This is a genomic window from Leuconostoc citreum (assembly GCF_004354555.1).
Taxonomy (GTDB): domain Bacteria; phylum Bacillota; class Bacilli; order Lactobacillales; family Lactobacillaceae; genus Leuconostoc; species Leuconostoc citreum.
The window spans coordinates 50188-67242 of sequence record NZ_PUFH01000008.1 but is presented as its reverse complement, the minus strand read 5'-3'; the positions used below and the strand labels follow the sequence as shown (position 1 = coordinate 67242).

Annotated in this window: 17 protein-coding genes; 14 read left to right on the top strand and 3 right to left on the bottom strand. The window is 37.8% G+C overall.

The features are described 5' to 3' along the window. Positions 1-89: 89 nt before the first annotated feature. The 13 genes from nagB to C5L21_RS08750 all read left to right on the top strand — a co-directional run bounded on the left by nagB (position 90) and on the right by C5L21_RS08750 (position 11013). Complete coding sequence (gene nagB, locus C5L21_RS08810; RefSeq protein WP_085699791.1) at positions 90-791, top strand: glucosamine-6-phosphate deaminase; 702 nt, start codon at positions 90-92, stop codon at positions 789-791. An 85-nt stretch (positions 792-876) separates the two neighbouring features. Next, positions 877-2229, top strand: a complete 1353-nt coding sequence (locus C5L21_RS08805) for a glucose-6-phosphate isomerase (RefSeq protein WP_004901269.1) — start codon at positions 877-879, stop codon at positions 2227-2229. 178 nt (positions 2230-2407) lie between these two features. Then, complete coding sequence (gene comGA / locus C5L21_RS08800) at positions 2408-3364, top strand: competence type IV pilus ATPase ComGA (RefSeq protein ID WP_012305043.1); 957 nt, start codon at positions 2408-2410, stop codon at positions 3362-3364. Continuing rightward, positions 3342-4358: a type II secretion system F family protein gene (locus tag C5L21_RS08795; protein ID WP_004907502.1), complete on the top strand. Its 1017-nt coding sequence runs from the start codon at positions 3342-3344 to the stop codon at positions 4356-4358. The genes comGA and C5L21_RS08795 overlap by 23 nt, the downstream gene beginning before the upstream one ends. Then, the gene (gene comGC, locus C5L21_RS08790) at positions 4355-4678 is read left to right on the top strand and encodes a competence type IV pilus major pilin ComGC (RefSeq protein ID WP_004901262.1); all 324 of its coding nucleotides are present in this window, start codon (positions 4355-4357) and stop codon (positions 4676-4678) included. Before C5L21_RS08795 ends, comGC begins: the two co-directional genes overlap by 4 nt. Next, positions 4662-5057: a type II secretion system protein gene (locus C5L21_RS08785; protein WP_004901260.1), complete on the top strand. Its 396-nt coding sequence runs from the start codon at positions 4662-4664 to the stop codon at positions 5055-5057. The genes comGC and C5L21_RS08785 overlap by 17 nt, the downstream gene beginning before the upstream one ends. Next, positions 5041-5244: a hypothetical protein gene (locus C5L21_RS08780; RefSeq protein ID WP_133286265.1), complete on the top strand. Its 204-nt coding sequence runs from the start codon at positions 5041-5043 to the stop codon at positions 5242-5244. Before C5L21_RS08785 ends, C5L21_RS08780 begins: the two co-directional genes overlap by 17 nt. Then, positions 5198-5653, top strand: a complete 456-nt coding sequence (locus C5L21_RS08775) for a prepilin-type N-terminal cleavage/methylation domain-containing protein (protein WP_223246023.1) — start codon at positions 5198-5200, stop codon at positions 5651-5653. The genes C5L21_RS08780 and C5L21_RS08775 overlap by 47 nt, the downstream gene beginning before the upstream one ends. Next, positions 5650-5946, top strand: coding sequence for a hypothetical protein (locus C5L21_RS08770; protein ID WP_004901252.1), 297 nt, complete (start codon positions 5650-5652; stop codon positions 5944-5946). The genes C5L21_RS08775 and C5L21_RS08770 overlap by 4 nt, the downstream gene beginning before the upstream one ends. A gap of 31 nt (positions 5947-5977) precedes the next feature. Then, entirely contained in the window at positions 5978-6988 is a 1011-nt protein-coding gene (locus tag C5L21_RS08765; RefSeq protein ID WP_085699793.1) for a class I SAM-dependent methyltransferase, read from the top strand. A gap of 113 nt (positions 6989-7101) precedes the next feature. Continuing rightward, positions 7102-8358: an acetate/propionate family kinase gene (locus tag C5L21_RS08760; RefSeq protein ID WP_048801814.1), complete on the top strand. Its 1257-nt coding sequence runs from the start codon at positions 7102-7104 to the stop codon at positions 8356-8358. Positions 8359-8469: 111 nt separating this feature from the next. Next, entirely contained in the window at positions 8470-9792 is a 1323-nt protein-coding gene (locus C5L21_RS08755; RefSeq protein ID WP_085699795.1) for a glycoside hydrolase family 73 protein, read from the top strand. 264 nt (positions 9793-10056) lie between these two features. After that, positions 10057-11013 (top strand): GRP family sugar transporter, encoded by a 957-nt coding sequence (locus C5L21_RS08750; protein ID WP_133286264.1) that lies wholly within the window; start codon positions 10057-10059, stop codon positions 11011-11013. A gap of 41 nt (positions 11014-11054) precedes the next feature. On the opposite strand, the gene greA is transcribed toward C5L21_RS08750, so the two are convergent. Together greA and C5L21_RS08740 are read right to left on the bottom strand one after the other, a co-directional pair. Then, the gene (greA, locus tag C5L21_RS08745; RefSeq protein WP_004901238.1) at positions 11055-11537 is read right to left on the bottom strand and encodes a transcription elongation factor GreA; all 483 of its coding nucleotides are present in this window, start codon (positions 11535-11537) and stop codon (positions 11055-11057) included. Between the two features lie 56 nt (positions 11538-11593). Next, a complete protein-coding gene (locus C5L21_RS08740; protein ID WP_085699797.1) occupies positions 11594-14203 on the bottom strand; it encodes a YfhO family protein in 2610 nt (869 codons plus the stop codon). A gap of 95 nt (positions 14204-14298) precedes the next feature. On the opposite strand from C5L21_RS08740, the gene C5L21_RS08735 reads away from it, so the two are divergent. Then, positions 14299-16347, top strand: coding sequence for a penicillin-binding transpeptidase domain-containing protein (locus tag C5L21_RS08735; RefSeq protein WP_004901231.1), 2049 nt, complete (start codon positions 14299-14301; stop codon positions 16345-16347). 34 nt (positions 16348-16381) lie between these two features. Here the strand turns inward: C5L21_RS08735 and C5L21_RS08730 are convergent, their stop codons facing one another. Then, positions 16382-16999 carry an NAD(P)H-binding protein gene (locus C5L21_RS08730; protein ID WP_004904357.1) on the bottom strand — a complete coding sequence of 206 codons (618 nt, stop codon included), beginning with the start codon at positions 16997-16999 and terminating at the stop codon, positions 16382-16384. Positions 17000-17055 lie beyond the last annotated feature (56 nt).

The following is a 17055-nucleotide window of genomic DNA, read 5'->3' as shown; positions in this document are numbered from 1 at the left end:
CCTTTTTTATTGTACCTTTTCAAAGCCGTAATAATGTGGTATTATATTGGTATAGACCGAAGTGGTATAGACCAATAGGAGGAGTAACGATGAACATTATAAAAGTTAACAACGCAAGCCAAGGTGCTGCACGTGCCTATGACATCTTTGCAGAGACCTTAACCAAAGGGGCAAGGGTTTTTGGCTTAGCAACGGGTTCTACACCGGTACCTTTATACCAACGCCTTGTTGAAAGTCCACTAGATTTTTCTCAGGCTACTGCTATTAATTTAGACGAATATCTAGGTCTTTCTGGTAATGATCCACAAAGTTATCATTTTTTTATGGCGCAACATTTATTTAATCATAAAGCGTTCAAGCAAACATTTATCCCTGATGGCAAAAATCCTGACCGCCAAGCGGCCACGTCACAGTATGACAGAATTATTGCAGAGAATCCTATTGATTTACAGTTGCTCGGTCTTGGTCGTAATGGACACATTGGTTTTAACGAACCCGGCACAGCTTTTGATAGCAAAACGCATATCGTTGATTTGACGCAGTCTACAATTGATGCAAATGCGCGCTTTTTTGATCATGAAGTAGATGTACCGACACAAGCAATTTCCATGGGCATTGGTTCAGTAATGAGCGCCAAGCATATATTGTTAATGGCATTTGGTGCTGAAAAAGCAGATGCAGTGGCACAAATGATATCTGGACCTATCACTGAAAAGCTCCCAGCTTCTGTGCTTCAACAACATCCCAATGTTACAGTCATTATTGATGACGCAGCGGCAGCGAAATTGTGATAAAATAAATTTGTAAGCGCTTAACATATTTTAAGGAGGAAACGCGTCACTAGCTGATAATAGCAAATGACGTTTGGCTAACACTATGGCACACATCACATTTGACACAAAGAACATTGAAAATTTCGTGGCAGCACATGAATTTTCAGAAATGCAACCATTAATCACAATGGCTGATGAACAATTACGCCATCGTACAGGCGCAGGGGCAGAGTATTCCGACTGGATTACTTTACCAACTGATTACGACAAGGCAGAATTTTCACGTATTCAAGCAGCAGCTAAGCAAATTCAGTCAGATTCAAAAATTTTGGTTGTGATTGGTATTGGTGGTTCTTACTTAGGCGCAAAGATGGCTGTGGATTTCTTGAATCCAATGTTTAATAATGAACTAGCAGATGACCAGCGCCAAGGTGTCAAAATTTATTTTGCTGGTAACTCAACATCGGCATCATACTTAAATGATTTGGTGCGTGTCATCGGTGACCAAGATTTCTCAGTGAATGTTATTTCTAAATCTGGCACAACCACAGAACCATCAATTGCTTTCCGTGTATTCAAGCAATTACTAGAAAAGAAATACGGTGCTCAAGCGGCTAAAAAGCGTATTTATGCTACTACTGATGCTAAGCATGGGGCATTGCATGACGAAGCTATCAGTGAAGGTTATGAGACATTTACTATTCCTGATGGTGTTGGTGGTCGTTTCTCAGTCTTAACGCCTGTTGGATTATTGCCAATTGCGGCTAGTGGTGCAAATATTCAAGACTTGATGAACGGTGCAAAAGATGCCCAAGAAGAGTATTCGGAATCAGATTTAACTAAGAATGAAGCCTATAAGTATGCTGCTGCACGTCGTATTTTGTACGATAAGGGATACACAACAGAGCTGTTAATTAATTGGGAACCCACAATGCAATACTTGTCTGAATGGTGGAAACAATTAATGGGTGAATCAGAAGGTAAAAATCAAAAGGGTATTTACCCATCTTCTGCGAACTTCTCAACTGATTTACACTCACTAGGTCAATATATTCAGGAAGGCCGTCGTGACTTATTTGAAACAGTTGTCAAGTTAGATAATCCGGTATCAAATTTGGATTTGCCACATGAAGCGGGTAATAATGATGGTCTACAGTACCTTGAGGGTATTACCATTGATGAGGTAAATACTAAAGCGTCACAAGGTGTTACGCTAGCACATGTTGATGGTGGTGTACCTAATTTGGCGGTTCATTTGCCAGCGCAAGATGCCTACACATTAGGTTACATGATTTACTTCTTTGAAATGGCTGTGGGTGCCTCTGGGTACACATTTGGTATTAATCCGTTCAACCAACCAGGTGTTGAAGCTTACAAAACAGCCATGTTTGCGCTTTTAGGTAAGCCTGGCTATGAAGAAGCGACAAAAGACTTCCGTGCTCGTTTAGGTGAATAAAATTATTAATATTTAGAATCAACATAAAAGTTGGTCAGCGTAACATTTTTGTTACGCTGGCCAACTTTTTTAGTACCTTAAATAATTCAGATGCTTTCTTTTAGGGGATAATAATAAGATAAATTTGTTGTTGTCACGTATTATGCCATATGAAAGTTAGAAAGGTCGTAATATATGAATGGAAAAAATACTGAACGAAGCGATGTTAAAAGGTGTGAATGATATTTATATCTCGCCAACTAAGGAAGAAAAATATGTTATCAAGTTTCATGTTAATGGGAAACTGAAGATATCTAAGTATGTAGAGAATACTAACGTACAGCGGTTGATTGCATCAATTAAATATCGTGCTCACATGGATATTGCTGAGAAGCGAAGGCCGCAAATAGGGCGATTTATTTTTGGTAAGATTTGGATCCGCGTATCTACCGTAGGTGATTTTTTGAACCGTGAAACCGTTGTTTTACGATTTATTTATACCAATCAACAGCAGCAAAATTGGGTAGATGATGGTCAATTTAAGCAACTCAGAGCTGCCATACCAAATAGTGGATTGTTTGTTATTGCTGGACCCACGGGATCGGGGAAAACATCAACACTGTATCGCCTATTAAACAACATAGCAGCTGAGAAGTTAGTCTTGACGATTGAGGACCCAGTTGAAATTCAACAGCATCAATTTATACAATTGCAGGTCAATACGTCAGCACAAATGGATTACGATGCACTAATCAAAGTAGCGTTACGTCACCGTCCTGAAGTGTTATTAGTAGGCGAAATACGAGACACTGCTACTGCAAAAGCTACGATACGTGCAGCGCTTAGTGGTCATCTAGTGTTCAGTACGGTTCATGCTATGTCAGCACGTGATGTTGTTTTACGTCTATTAGATCTTGGTATCAAATCGGAGCAATTGAAACTAGCGCTTGGTGGTGTTGTCTATCAACGCCTAATTACAACTATATCTGGAACTCAAGCAGCGCTTATTGATTATCTGTCAGAAGGGTTAATTAAGCGTATTATAGCGGGAGAATCGGTTGAAAAATTTTCTAATATGTGGCGAGAGACACTCCAATACGCGCTTAAACACAATATTATATCCAAGGCGGTCTATGAAACATACAAAGCGATTTAAACAACAGCAGCAAATAGTATTTTTTCAATCACTCGGCGCTTTATTACAATCTGGGTATGATATGGCACAAAGTTTAGACACACTATTTTTAGCACACCATTCATGGCGTTCTTGGTTATCTGATATCCAGAAAGATTTAGCAGCAGGTCAGTCATTTTCGGATAGTCTTAGACCATATGTTAGCCTAGATATTTTGTTACAGCTCCGATTAGCAGATCAGCATGGCAATTTATCTGAATCCCTAATACTAATTGGAAAAAATTTAAGGCAAATACAACGACAAAAGAATAAAATCAAACAAGTTATGCGTTATCCTATGATACTACTTATTATTTTAGGCGCACTGTTAGTAGGCATTAAATATTTTATTTCACCAATATTGAATCAGTGGCAAAATGTCGATATGTCAGAAAATAAGTCACTTTTTGTCTCAATGCCGTTTGTTGTAACAACAATACTTTTAATTGTTAGTGTTATGGTAATGATATGTTGGTTTAAAATTAGTTCTCGAAAAAAATTGCTTATTTTGGTTAAACTACCAATTATTGGTGCAATTATAAGAACAATTGTAACGTATCAAGTTTCACAACAGTTGACGGTATTGCTGGCTAATGGTTTAACATTACCACAAGTATTAGAATCATTATCTGATGTTCCTCAGCGCAAAGTATTGTCAAAAACAGCATCAGTCATAATTGCTCATGCGAAACAATATTTGGCAGATGGCGAGTCTGTTGAAAACTATATTTTAAGACAAACTTATTTTAATGAGTCACTGGCAGGTTACTTTGCTCGTGGACAAGCACCTAAAATTATTGCAAAGCATCTATCATATTATGCTAAAACTCAATTTGAAATGGCTATGAGACAAATTGATCGACTCATTAACACGATACAACCGATTTGTTTTGGTGTAATTGGGCTGTCAATCATCGGTGTCTATATGTCTATGTTGTTACCCATGTACCAATCTATAGGAAGGTTGTATCAATGAATTTTAAAAGATTACAATGCAAGCATTTATCATCTGGATTCACACTAATTGAATCAGCTATTGTACTGTTTATCATCAGTCTCTTAATGTTGTTAATTTTACCCAATCTAAACACACAACGCCAAAAGGCTGTCGAAACACATCAGGTAGCAATGGTATCGACTATTCAGACACAAATTGATTTATATATTAATGACCATCCAGACAAGAAAAATGTCACAATCGAGGAATTGAAATCAGCCGGTTACTTGACGTCAAAACAGGCACAAAAGGCTAAAGAGTTAAAGATAGTAATTGCTAATAATGAAGCACATAGATAAAGGATATACGTTAATTGAATCGCTGATTGTATTAGGTATTATTGCGGGGGTGATTACTTTTGGCGTACAGAATTCGCTACCACAAACATCAAATATTAACCATTGGGAAACGGCTTTTCACTCGAATTGGCAACATGTTCGTCTTACTGCGCAACAAAAGCAGCAAAAATGCTATGTTTGTTTTAAAGAAAAATCTGTTGCAATGGCTCATGCTAATTTGATTTATCCTAAGGGGTATCGCCACAAAGGACAGCAACAATTAGATATTTTACCCACAGGCTATGTCGCACCGACTACTGTAACATTAACTAATGGGTCAGCATACATAAAAATTATTTTTAGTTTTGGTGGAGGAGAATATCGTGTGGAAAAATCGTAGATCTGCCTTTATCTTGACGGAGGCATTATTATCATTATTCTTGGTGACGGGATTGCGCATATTTGAATATCAGCAAATTGCTAACTTTAAACAGCAAGAAACGAAATTAAAAGCGCAATATGAGGATGCTACTAAATTTCGTGTTATTTCAGCAAAAAAATGGCGAGATTATATTAGTGGGCGATAGAAAAGGTTTCACTTTAATTGAATCCCTATTATCGTTTGGTATTATAGCATTGCTCTTACTCACAATGCAGTTGGTGTTGCCAATGTTTAAGTATAGAAGTGAGTTGTCTTCAGATATGACATTAAACATAATTGTGCATCAACTAGCAGCGCAAAAATACTTGCTTGCTGATAGATTCCCAGACCAGATAATATTAGAAAATAGTGAAGGTAAAAAAATGATATTAAAAGTAGACAATCAAAAACTTAAGTTACTAGGCGAGGGTGCTGGTCAAATTATTTTGATGAATAATATCAATAAAATGAAGATAGTTCGTCATCAAGGATACACAGACATAACTGTGGTAAACAACAAGGGACAGGTAGCAACAGATATACTCTTTTTAAAAGAAAGTAAAGCGGCCAAATGATACGTGTAGAAGCAACAATTACTGTCACAACGGTCATAATGTTAGCAATGTTGAGCTTTGGTTTACTATTACAAAACAATGCGTTTAATGCGCAACTATCTAATCGCCGACAAATGATTTTGGCAGTCGAATTAGATCGGCTTCAATTAGAAGCAAGTCTTGAGTTTGCAAAGTCTGGGCACCGTCACCAAAAAATTGATCAGCATGACATTATGATAGATGGGCAAAAGATAACTATCAAAATAGGGTCACGCTATCACAATAGAGATTTATTGGCAGTGACATCTTCTTGAAAACACAGGTGAAAGACGCTAAAATTAAGCTATGACACAAGAAAAAATAGCACAATACTTTGATAATTTAACGGCAATAACGACTGATTTTTCTAAAGATGTTGACATGAATTTTACAGATGCACTTGTTGAAATACTTGAAGACATCAATGATGGATCTGTTCATGTCGATGCTAATAAACCTAATTCAGTTATAGTTGAGCAAATACAAACGTTAACACAATCGCTCAGGCAAGATAAACTGTCAGCTGATGATTTGCGTAAACTATTACAACTTGTTACGCTCAAAGTTCATCGTGAAGATAAAGTACCCGCCAATTCTCAAATTACACCCGATGGTATTGGTTATTTGTTATCGGATTTTCTATTACAAACTGCGGCACTCAAAACGGGTGATACCCTAATAGACTTTAATGTTGGTACAGGAAACTTACTCAACACAGTTAACAATTTGTTAGTAGATAACGGCATTACAGTTGCTCGAATAGGGATTGATAATGATAGTAGGCAGTTAGCGTTAGCTTCAGCGGTTGATGGCTTGATTAACGATAGAACAACTAGTTTTTATGAGGCAGATGTCGTTCAATTAGAAGACACACCAAAGGCTAAGGTTGTTATAGCTGATTTACCAGTAGGCTATTATCCAATGGCAGCACCGAGTTATTATGCCACACAGCTAGCCAATGGACAGTCAATGGTACATCAACTATTAATAGAAAAGAGTCTAGACTTTTTAACGCCTGATGGTTGGGCATATTTGCTTGTTCCAGCGGATGTACTATCGGGAACTGATTCAAAAAAATTGTTAGGCATGCTTACAGCAAAGGCACAAATTAAAGCATTTTTACAATTACCGAACAATTTTTTTCAAAACCAGAGTGCTGCGAAAGCTATTTTAGTGATTAGAAAAAAGCAGGCAGAGAATACTGGTGACATTTTAATGGGACAATATCCACCACTGAAAGATGTGGATAATTTAAAAAAATTTTTGCAAGATATCAAGGCTTGGGTTAAACTGGATAGAGAAAAGAATGAAGCGTGAGATTGTAAACATCGCCTAAATGTATGGCAAAGTCTACTGAATTATTTTTGTCTTATATTTTCAACATGCGTCCAGTCAAGAAACGTTTAAGAAAGACAGGTAAAAATCATATTATGGCTAAAACAATGGCTGTTAACGCCGGCAGTTCTTCGCTAAAGTTTCAATTATTAGAGATGCCAGCAGAACAAGTAATTGCACAAGGTGTTATCGAGCGAATTGGGATGGATGACGCTATTGTGACAATTAAGTACGGTTCAGAAGTGCAGGGTGAACGTTTAATTGGTAACTCTGAAGATGATGACCATATTGTTATTTTAAAAGACGGTAAGGGGCACAAGTATGAAAATGTGCTGGCGATTAAAGATCATCAGCAGGCCATTAATTTCATGCTTCAAAAGTTAACAGATTTAGGCATTATTGAAGATTTTAATGAAATTACAGGTGTTGGACACCGTGTCGTAGCTGGTGGTGAATGGTTTAATCATTCTGTTGTTGTGACCGATGCCGTTTTAGAAAAAATTGATCGTCTTGCCGATTATGCACCCTTGCACAATCCAGCTAATGCCATGGGAATTCGTGCCTTTCAGAAGCTTTTACCCAATGCGCTATCTGTTGCCGTATTCGATACATCATTTCATCAGACGATGCCCGAAGAAAACTATCTCTATCCGTTGCCTTATGAATACTATACGCGCTATGGGGCACGTAAGTATGGTGCTCATGGTACCTCGCATCGCTATGTGGCCTCTCGTGCGGCAACTATGCTTAAGCAGCCGTTAGAATCACTTAAACTCATCACATTACATTTAGGTGCCGGTGTATCTATTACTGCTATTAAGGATGGTAAGTCATTAGATACATCTATGGGCTTTTCACCGCTAGCTGGCGTAGCAATGGCTACGCGATCTGGAGATGTTGATACATCACTAGTTTATTATATTCAAGAACGAGAGGGCTTATCAAATGACGAGATGCTGACTATTTTGAATAAAAAATCAGGTTTATTAGGTTTATCAACAATCTCATCTGATATGCGTGATTTATTAGACGTTCAGGACACGAATGATCATGCGCGGTTGGCTGTCGATATTTTTGTCAATCGTATTGTTAAGTATGTGGGGCAATATATTGCCGAAATGGGTGGCGTAGATGCGTTGGTATTCACAGCTGGTATTGGTGAAAATTCATCTCCAATTAGAAAAAGAATTATCGATCGTTTAGCTTATTTTGGTATACAATTAGATTCAGTAGCTAATGAGAAGCGTGGTGAAGAAATTGAAATCTCAACAAAGGACTCACAGGTCAAGGCGCTATTAATACCAACTAATGAAGAACTAATGATTGCACGCGATGTAGAAGCGTTAAAGTAATCTTCTCTTAATCTATCCCATAAAAAAATATGCTAAAATATAACAAGTCGACTAGTATTAATGATACTGGTCGCTTTCATTATTATGATAATTTATTTTAGAGGATAAACTATGGAATCTCGAAAACAACGGCATCAACATGAAATAAAAGCAGCAGAAGCTTTAGATGCCACACAAAATAGTACATCAAATAATCCATTTGCTGGACCAATAGGCGGTGGCCGTGGGCCACACAAAAAGCGATCTAAAAAGTCTAAATGGCTAACGGCATTTTTGGCCGTTATTGTTGTTGTGGGCTTTGTACTAGTTATTAAGGCACTTTTTACGGATAACAATGCTGCTTTAAACCCACAGGATACCACTTTTAAAACTGTCAAAATTAATGATGGTTCCACGGCCATGCAAATGGGTCAAACACTAGAAAATAAAAAAATTATTAAGAGCGCCAAAGCGTTTTACAAGTATGCTATGTCTCAAGGAGCAGAAAAGTTACAAGCCGGAACGTATCATCTATCACCTTCACAAACGATACAGTTAATTTATCAACAGATGGTGAGTGGTCCGACAGCTGAACCGAGTCTACCAAAGGGGTATGTCATGGTCAGCGTTGGACAATCTGCTAGTCAAGTTGCTAAAAATGTTTCTGATAAGGTCAAGAATGTCTCAGAACAGTCTGTCTTAACAGCACTTAATGATAAAAAATTAATCGCTAAGATGTATCAGAAGTATCCAGATTTGTTGCGAGGTGTTAATCAATCAGATACGCAGGATGCCAAATTATTAGACTATATTTATCCACAAGCCTTTAATTTAACAAATGCTAAAAATGCTAGTGATGTTGTTGAAACAATGTTAAAAACTTCTGATACAACAATGCAACCATATTATAAAACGTTAAAAAGCAATGGTTTGGCAACGCCAAATGTTATGGCATTGATTGCTACTTCTGGTAAATCGGAATTTGAACGACGCTTAGCTTTTGTTAAAAAAATTGCTCCTTATGCACAAGAGTTGTCCAAAAAGTATGGGATCTTAGCTTCAGTTTCTATTGCACAAGCAGCCCATGAATCGAATTGGGATAACTCTAAGTTGTCATCAAAGTATAATAACTTTTATGGTGTTAAAACACAAGATACCACACCAGGTAAGTCAGTTGTTCTAGACACTACAGAATATGTGGACGGCAAACCTGAAACACAACAGGCACGTTTTGCTGTCTATGATAGTTGGAAGGACAGTATGCGGGAGCATGCTGAAACAATTGTGAATGGTAATTCTTGGAACCCTAATCAATTTAAGGACGTTTTATCAGCTAAAAATTATAAACAGGCAGCTAAGGCGCTCTACGATGATCATTATGCAACAGATGTTAACTATACTAAATTACTCATTAATGTAATTGAAACTTGGAACATGCAAAAATATGATAAATAAATAAAATAGGCTGATGAGTGAAGTCACACTCGTCAGCCTATTTTTAATAGATCATCATGAGTTTTTTCATAAAAAATACGCGATAATCAAGTTAAAGCAGCTATCAGCTTGTATCTCATTTTAATATATAGAGAGATTGTGATGTAAGTTACAAGAATAATGATGAAAACGTTTACAAAATTTCCTAAAAAGACTTGTGTAAACGTTTTCATTCGTGTAAAATAGTTTTTGTTAATCAAACACGATGAAGGAGTATTAGATATAATGAATGCAGCAATTTTGTTGGCACTTGTGCCTGCATTAGCTTGGGGATCAGTTGGTCTCGTCAATACAAAAATGGGTGGCTCAGCTGGGCAACAGACATTAGGCATGACATTTGGTGCGCTATTATTCGGACTAGCCACTATGTTTTTCTATGTGATGCCACACCATGCCTATTTAGGAAAAGAAATTTGGACAGTGGGCGTCGCATCTGGTCTTGTGTGGGCAGTTGGTACTGCCGGCCAATTCTTGGCAATTAAAGATTTAGGTGTGTCCTTGGCTATTCCATTGTCTACTGCTGGTCAAATTGTTACAAATGCTTTAATGGCAGCAGTGGTGCTTGGCGATTGGAAAACAGGGAAGATGTGGGCTATCGGTGTGATATCGATTATTGCCATTGTTATTGGTGCAACACTTATTTCTGCGCGTGATAAGGCATTAAATTCAGGCATTGAAAGCCAAGCGAAAAGTATGACTAAAGGGTTAGTGTATCTAGCTATCTCGACTGTTGGGTATATGTTTTATTTCGTATTACCTAATTTTTTGAATAAAATTGGCTATATTTCTGATACCATTAAAGCTAAGAATAATGGTGTTGACTATATGACTGCAATCGTTGGGCCTCAAGCGATTGGACAAGTAATTGGTGCATTTTTGATTGTTATCTTTGTGTTAAAAGAAGCGGATAAAATGTTTAACAAACCAACATGGAAAAACATTTTGACTGGGTTAGTTTGGGCGACTGGTAATATATTTATGTTTATTTCAGCCGCTAACCCAGCCATCGGTCAAACAATTGCAACGACGTTCTCACAATTAGGTATCATTGTGGCAACATTTGGCGGTATTTATCTATTAGGCGAAAAGAAGTCTAATTACCAAATGAAGTTAATAATTATTGGCACAATACTAGTTGTTGTCGGTGCAATTATTATTGGAAATATTAATCAGTTTGCATAAAGAAGTAATAAAAAGGACTTGCTAACAGCAAGTCCTTTTTATTACTTTTCAACTTTTAGAATTTCAACGTCAATACTTTCACCACTTGGTAGCGGAACAGAGACTTTGTCGCCAACTTTTTTATCAAGTAGTGCAACTGCCATAGCTGATTCATTAGAAATTTTACCAGCCAACGGATCAGACTCAGTTGAACCAACAATTGCATACGTTTCAGGTTCTTCATCGGGTAGTTCCTTGAATGTGACAGTCTTACCGAGGGACACAACATCTGCAGCTGTTGCGTTTGGGTCAATAATTTCGGCATTTTCAATCATTTTTTTCAATGTGAGAATGCGACCTTCAACGAAAGCTTGTTCATCTTTAGCAGATTGATATTCAGAGTTTTCAGATAAATCACCGTATGAACGTGCAATTTGAATGCGATTTGTAATTTCTGGGCGTTGACGTGTAATGAGATCTTCCAATTCAGCTTGGAGCTTATCGCGTCCTTCAGCTGTCATTGGAAATACTTTTTCTTCTGACATAAAAAGATTCCTTTCAATTTTGCGTATTTCTCGCAAATAATAGCAAGACGAGCATATCATGCAGAGCGTTTTCTTGCAAGCATTTTATAATAAAACTGGAATATGCCTAAAATCAGGACAGCAGTGCCTGTTAACATGACACCTAGCCAGAAAAAAGGTGGTGTATATTTAAAGGTGACATGATGCTTTCCAGGGGCGGTTCGCACAGCGATAAAGTAATTGGCCACTTTTTCTGTTTTGACACGTTTTCCATCAACCAGCACTTGCCAGCCAGGTGTGCTAGGAATAGTTGTCATAAGTAGGGGTTGTTGCTTAGTTGTCGTGATATTGCCAGTAATCTTATTGTCGCGATATTCATCGATAGTTAGGGGATGTGCTTTTAACTGATTAACTTGTTGCTGGAAATTATCTTGCGATATGCGGTATAAGGTAACATTGTTTAATAACAACGAGCGAGTTTGTTTAAAACGTATGGTAACAGTTTGTGGTTTATTTTTAACCTGTGAGGCCAAATTAATAATGACAGTATGGCGGTAAGAATTAAACTGTGTAATCACTTGGCCATTAATGAGTAAATCAAAATCTTTAATCGGTAAGCCACTACCAAGTGTTAAATAATAGCTATCATTGGTTTTTGGATTAAACGTGAGGTCAAGGCTAGCTGGCTCGTTGGGTTTGTTTTTTACCAATAATGCATCCGTAATTGTAGCTGGCGTATTGACGTTATGGCCAACGGCTTGGCTGAAATTTTCTGCCGTCACTAAGGGTGCTTTTTGAGCGTTTAGTCCTTGCCAGATATTATTTTGGTTCTGCATAGGGTTATTTAGTAGCATTGCTGTTTTGAGTACAGTATCGCTAGCTGCAAAAGCCAGTGGCAGCGCGTATGGATTTTCCCATACACTTGTTTTGTCTGTTACTGCTTTAAGATGATACTTTGATGTATCAGGCCGATAACCAATCAAATGTGTACTTGGATCACCGGGCAAGTGTTTATCTTGATTATTTGGGGCCACAATGTATTTCATATCTAACAAGGCATCCGATAATAAACTACCATTACTATAAGCAACGTAGTTATCACCATCTGGTTGACCTATATTACCAAAGAAAGTAGGTGTTGCCTTTGGTAGCGTTGAACTGAAATGTGAACCACCATAAAAATCTAGCATCATACTATCGCCGCGTGTACGTTGAAAGGTTTGTGCTATCCGATAAAAAGTTCGATCTGTTTTAATTTTTTTGATGGCAGGTGTAAGTGATTTAATTGTTCTTTGATATTCAGTGTTTGTGAGGTAGGAAAAACGGTTGAGTGTTAGCAAAACGTTGACGACTAGCATGAGAACGGTAAAAGAGAGCAATAACCACTGATAGCGATGATGTGATGGAAACATCAGTTGCGCAAGTATAAGCATAGCTAAAATCGCAAATAACGATATACTACGTTGATCGATGTAGCTGAGATGATGACTTTGTTGATAAGCGTAAAAAGTGATAGTAATGATACATACGAGACTTAATGAGCTACTCATAAGATTTAATGGTTGATTTGGTTGCCAAGCCAACGCGCCTAAATAAATGAACATGAAGCTAATTAGAAAACTAAAACGATAGGGATACCAGACAGGATATTGCATACCGTGGAATATAATTGTTAAAGGGGCCCAGGTTGTTGCGATTAATAGAATACCAAGAAGCAATAGTGCGCCTATTTTAATGCGCCAATGAACCGTTTTGACAACAAAAAAGCCAATGACTGTAAACAATATAAAAGCAGAGACGAAAAAATTAGCTTGTCCACTTTGCATTTGATTGAAATCGAAACTACCTGGAATTAGTTTCAGGATTAATTTAACGGGATCATTGTCAAATTTGAAAGACCAATTCGTATTGTATTGGGCCTTACCTAGTCGTAATTGATAATATGTGGGTAATATCAGCCAAGCACTTAAAGCACCAGCAAGTAAGCTACCGTAAACAAAATGTTTGATTACTTGCCAGCGCTGCTTAATTTGGTTTGGCCAAGTTAAACGCCAAATAAAATACAATATAACAAATAATGTAATCATGTAGCCAATGTAATAGTTACTGGTAATGGTTAGACTTAAAATTAGGGCATAGCGCCACCAATTATTTTGTTTGAAAAGAGCCTCGATTTGTACAATCAGTATTGGGAGTAATATGGCAGCATCTAACCAGAGCAGGTTTAAATCGTTGGCGATAAACCACCCAGATAAAGCATAATTAACGGCAAATAATGTGATGTAGTAACCGCGTTGCAACTGTAGTTGTTTTAAAAGCCAAGCCATACTTAAGCCAGCGCTACCAAATTTCAGTACGGTAACAAATAATATGGCAGAGGGTAAGTGCACAATTGGCGTGAATAAATAGATGACATTAAATGGGCTCATAAGGTAGTAAGCCCATTCGCCGAGCATATCACCACCTAGCGCATTACTAAATGAATAGAAAAAACTTGTAGGATGGGATAAAAATGTGTGTTTGAAAGCAGCAAATTGGTCAATATATTGTTGGCCTAGATCAACTGTTAAAATAGAGTTTGGTCCAAATGGCGCCATACCCCGATAAACAAAATAACCCAGTATTACTAAAGCTGGGAGCCAAAAGCTAAGTGCTAATGGTGAAATAAAGTAGTGTTTTTTATTCATGTTACTAATATACCAAATTTTTAGTCTTTTTTAGCGCGAAAACAGGATTTGTGGTAATCTAGTTTAAGTAACTTATTGATAAATTGGGGTCAAATATGAAGCGTAATCCTTACTTAGAAGATCGTGATAAAAAAAATAGTGCTAGTGGTAATCTACCCGTACGTTTAAACATATTATTGGGTATTTCACTCACCTTAATGATAGCACTCATTATTCAGTTAGCATTTCTGACAATCAAACAAGGTGCATATTATCAGGGAGAAGTAAACCGTAGTGATGAAACCATTGAAAAGGGTAACGTTCCGCGCGGTATGTTCTATGATGCAACTGGAAAAGTTATTGTTGGTAACAAGGCACAGGCTGCTATTACGTTTACACGTGGGACGGCAGTGACAGCACCAACAATGCGGCAAACGGCTATTAAGCTTGGGAAAATAGTAGCAGTTGATACACAGCGGCTAAGTGAGCGGGCTAAAGTTGACTTTTATTTAGCCGATAACAAAAATAATACAAAATTATCGGCCATTATGGTCAAAAAATATCAGAAACAGAAGAGTACGCTGACGCCAGACCAAATTAATAAATATATGGTGGCTTATGTACAGCAAAATCACTTAGCTGATAACGTTGATAGCAATGCTGCCATGATTTTCCAGCGCATGAGTGGCGCTTACACATTATCAACTACTTTTATTAAAGAATCAGGGGTAACGAACACAGAGTTAGCTGAAGTTGGCGAGCGATTAAGTGACTTTCCTGGTGTGAAGCTTGGAACAAGCTGGTCACGCCAATATCCTGAGGGGGATGAATTTAAAGCCTTGGTTGGTACAGTAACCAATGAGGCGACAGGTTTGCCAGAAAGTAAGTTACACACACTTTTGGCACAAGGCTACTCACAAAATGAGCCGGTTGGTAATTCTAGTTTAGAAATGGGCTATGAATCAATTTTGAAAGGCTCAGCATCTCAAACCCTAGTGACAACTGGCAGTAATGGTCAGGTTAAATCATCACAAATTAAATATAACGGGCAAGCCGGTGATAATGTAAAATTGACAATCAACGCACGTTTCCAAAGTGAGGTTCAAAAGATTTTGGAAGACAATGTGCCTGGCGGTGATGTGGAAGGCGCTTATGCGACAGTCATTAATCCTTTCACTGGCGGTATTTATGCAATGGCAGGTGTTGATCGCAATTACGAAACGGGTCAAAAAACGGCTGACCCATTAGGTAATATGAATCATGCAATTGTGATGGGATCTGTTGTTAAGCCAGCAGTGATGGCAACAGCCTTTCAAAAAGGGGTTATATCACCTAGTAACACAGTGCTAAATGATCAAGCGATTAAAATTGCTGGGACACCTGAAATTACCTCTTACTGGAACAAATCCGGAGCACCAGTGCCTATTGATGCTGGAACCGCATTTGAGCGTTCTTCCAACACTTATTTTGTACAGTTAGGTATGAAAATTGGTGGTCAAACCTATAGTCCAGGATCACCATTAGCTTTGCAACCAGATGCCTTTCAAACATTACGCAATGGGTTTGGTCAGTTTGGACTAGGTACTAAGACTGGAATTGATATTTCTGGTGAGACCGCTGGTTATCGCGGACCAACGACCGGTGAGGCACGTGGAAAGTATTTGTATGCCTCGTTTGGACAATATGATTCTTATACGACTTTACAATTAGCGCGTTATGTATCAACAATTGCTAATGGTGGTTATCTTGTAGCGCCACATGTCGTTGGAGCTGTCCAGCAAAGCATGCCAAATAGCGATACGCAAAAAACTGTTTGGACCGCAACACCAAATATTCAAGGCCAAGTTAATCTTACCGCTGATGAATGGCAAGTCATTAAAAATGGTATGGAACGTGTAGCCAATGGTTCCGATCCTTGGAACACGGGTGGTAGCGATATGCACAAATTACAGCCCCATGTTTACGCAAAAACAGGAACTGCGGAAACCAAAACTAATGGACATGATACGTATACTGAATCAATGGTAGCTTACGTACCAGGCCAACCATTTGCTGTTGCAATGGCCATTCCGGGTATGAATAACTACTTAGATGGTACTAACGGTAAGATATCAGCTAAAATTATTGATGCTTATTGGAAATATGTTGCCGAAAAACCAAAGTAAAATTAAAACACGAGCCACTTTAGTGGCTCGTGTTTTAATTTGTTTTATTAGAAATAGCAACAGACATGCTATTGTAGGTTGTCGGATTTAAAATAATTTGCGTAATAAATTCAGCAACACTTACTCGGGTAACCGGACCACCTTGAATTATTTCTTTTGGATCCGTTTGAATAGTTAACTGTTGCATGATATTATCATCAATTAATTCATTTGGACGAATAACTGTATAGTCTAAACCAGAAGTCATAATCCTTTTCACAGCTGCGGCCTGATCACCCATGTAGGTATTTTCATTATCTGTTGTGCCGAGTATATTTGCCCATAAATCACTTTGTTTTTGAGGTAATTCATCATGAACACCAACCGTGGCAACCCAAATTAAGCGGCGCACGCCAGCTAGATGCATAGCATTAACAACACTGTTAGCGGCTGTTTTTTGTCGTCCTTCTGCACCGATATTTGCATAAACGATATCAATATCTTTTAACATAGAGACTAACTGCGTTTCATTGACAGCGTCAAGTGTTTGAATATTCTTGTCAGAACGTCCATGTAATGAAGTTAAAGTAGATTGTACATCGGTATTAGCTAACATAGGGACGACGAGTTTAGCAATCTGACCGTTAGCACCGAGAATAAGTAGTTTTGTCATGTCTTTATTTTAGCATGAAAAACAAATTAGCGGTAAAATTGAGTTAAGTAAAAGAG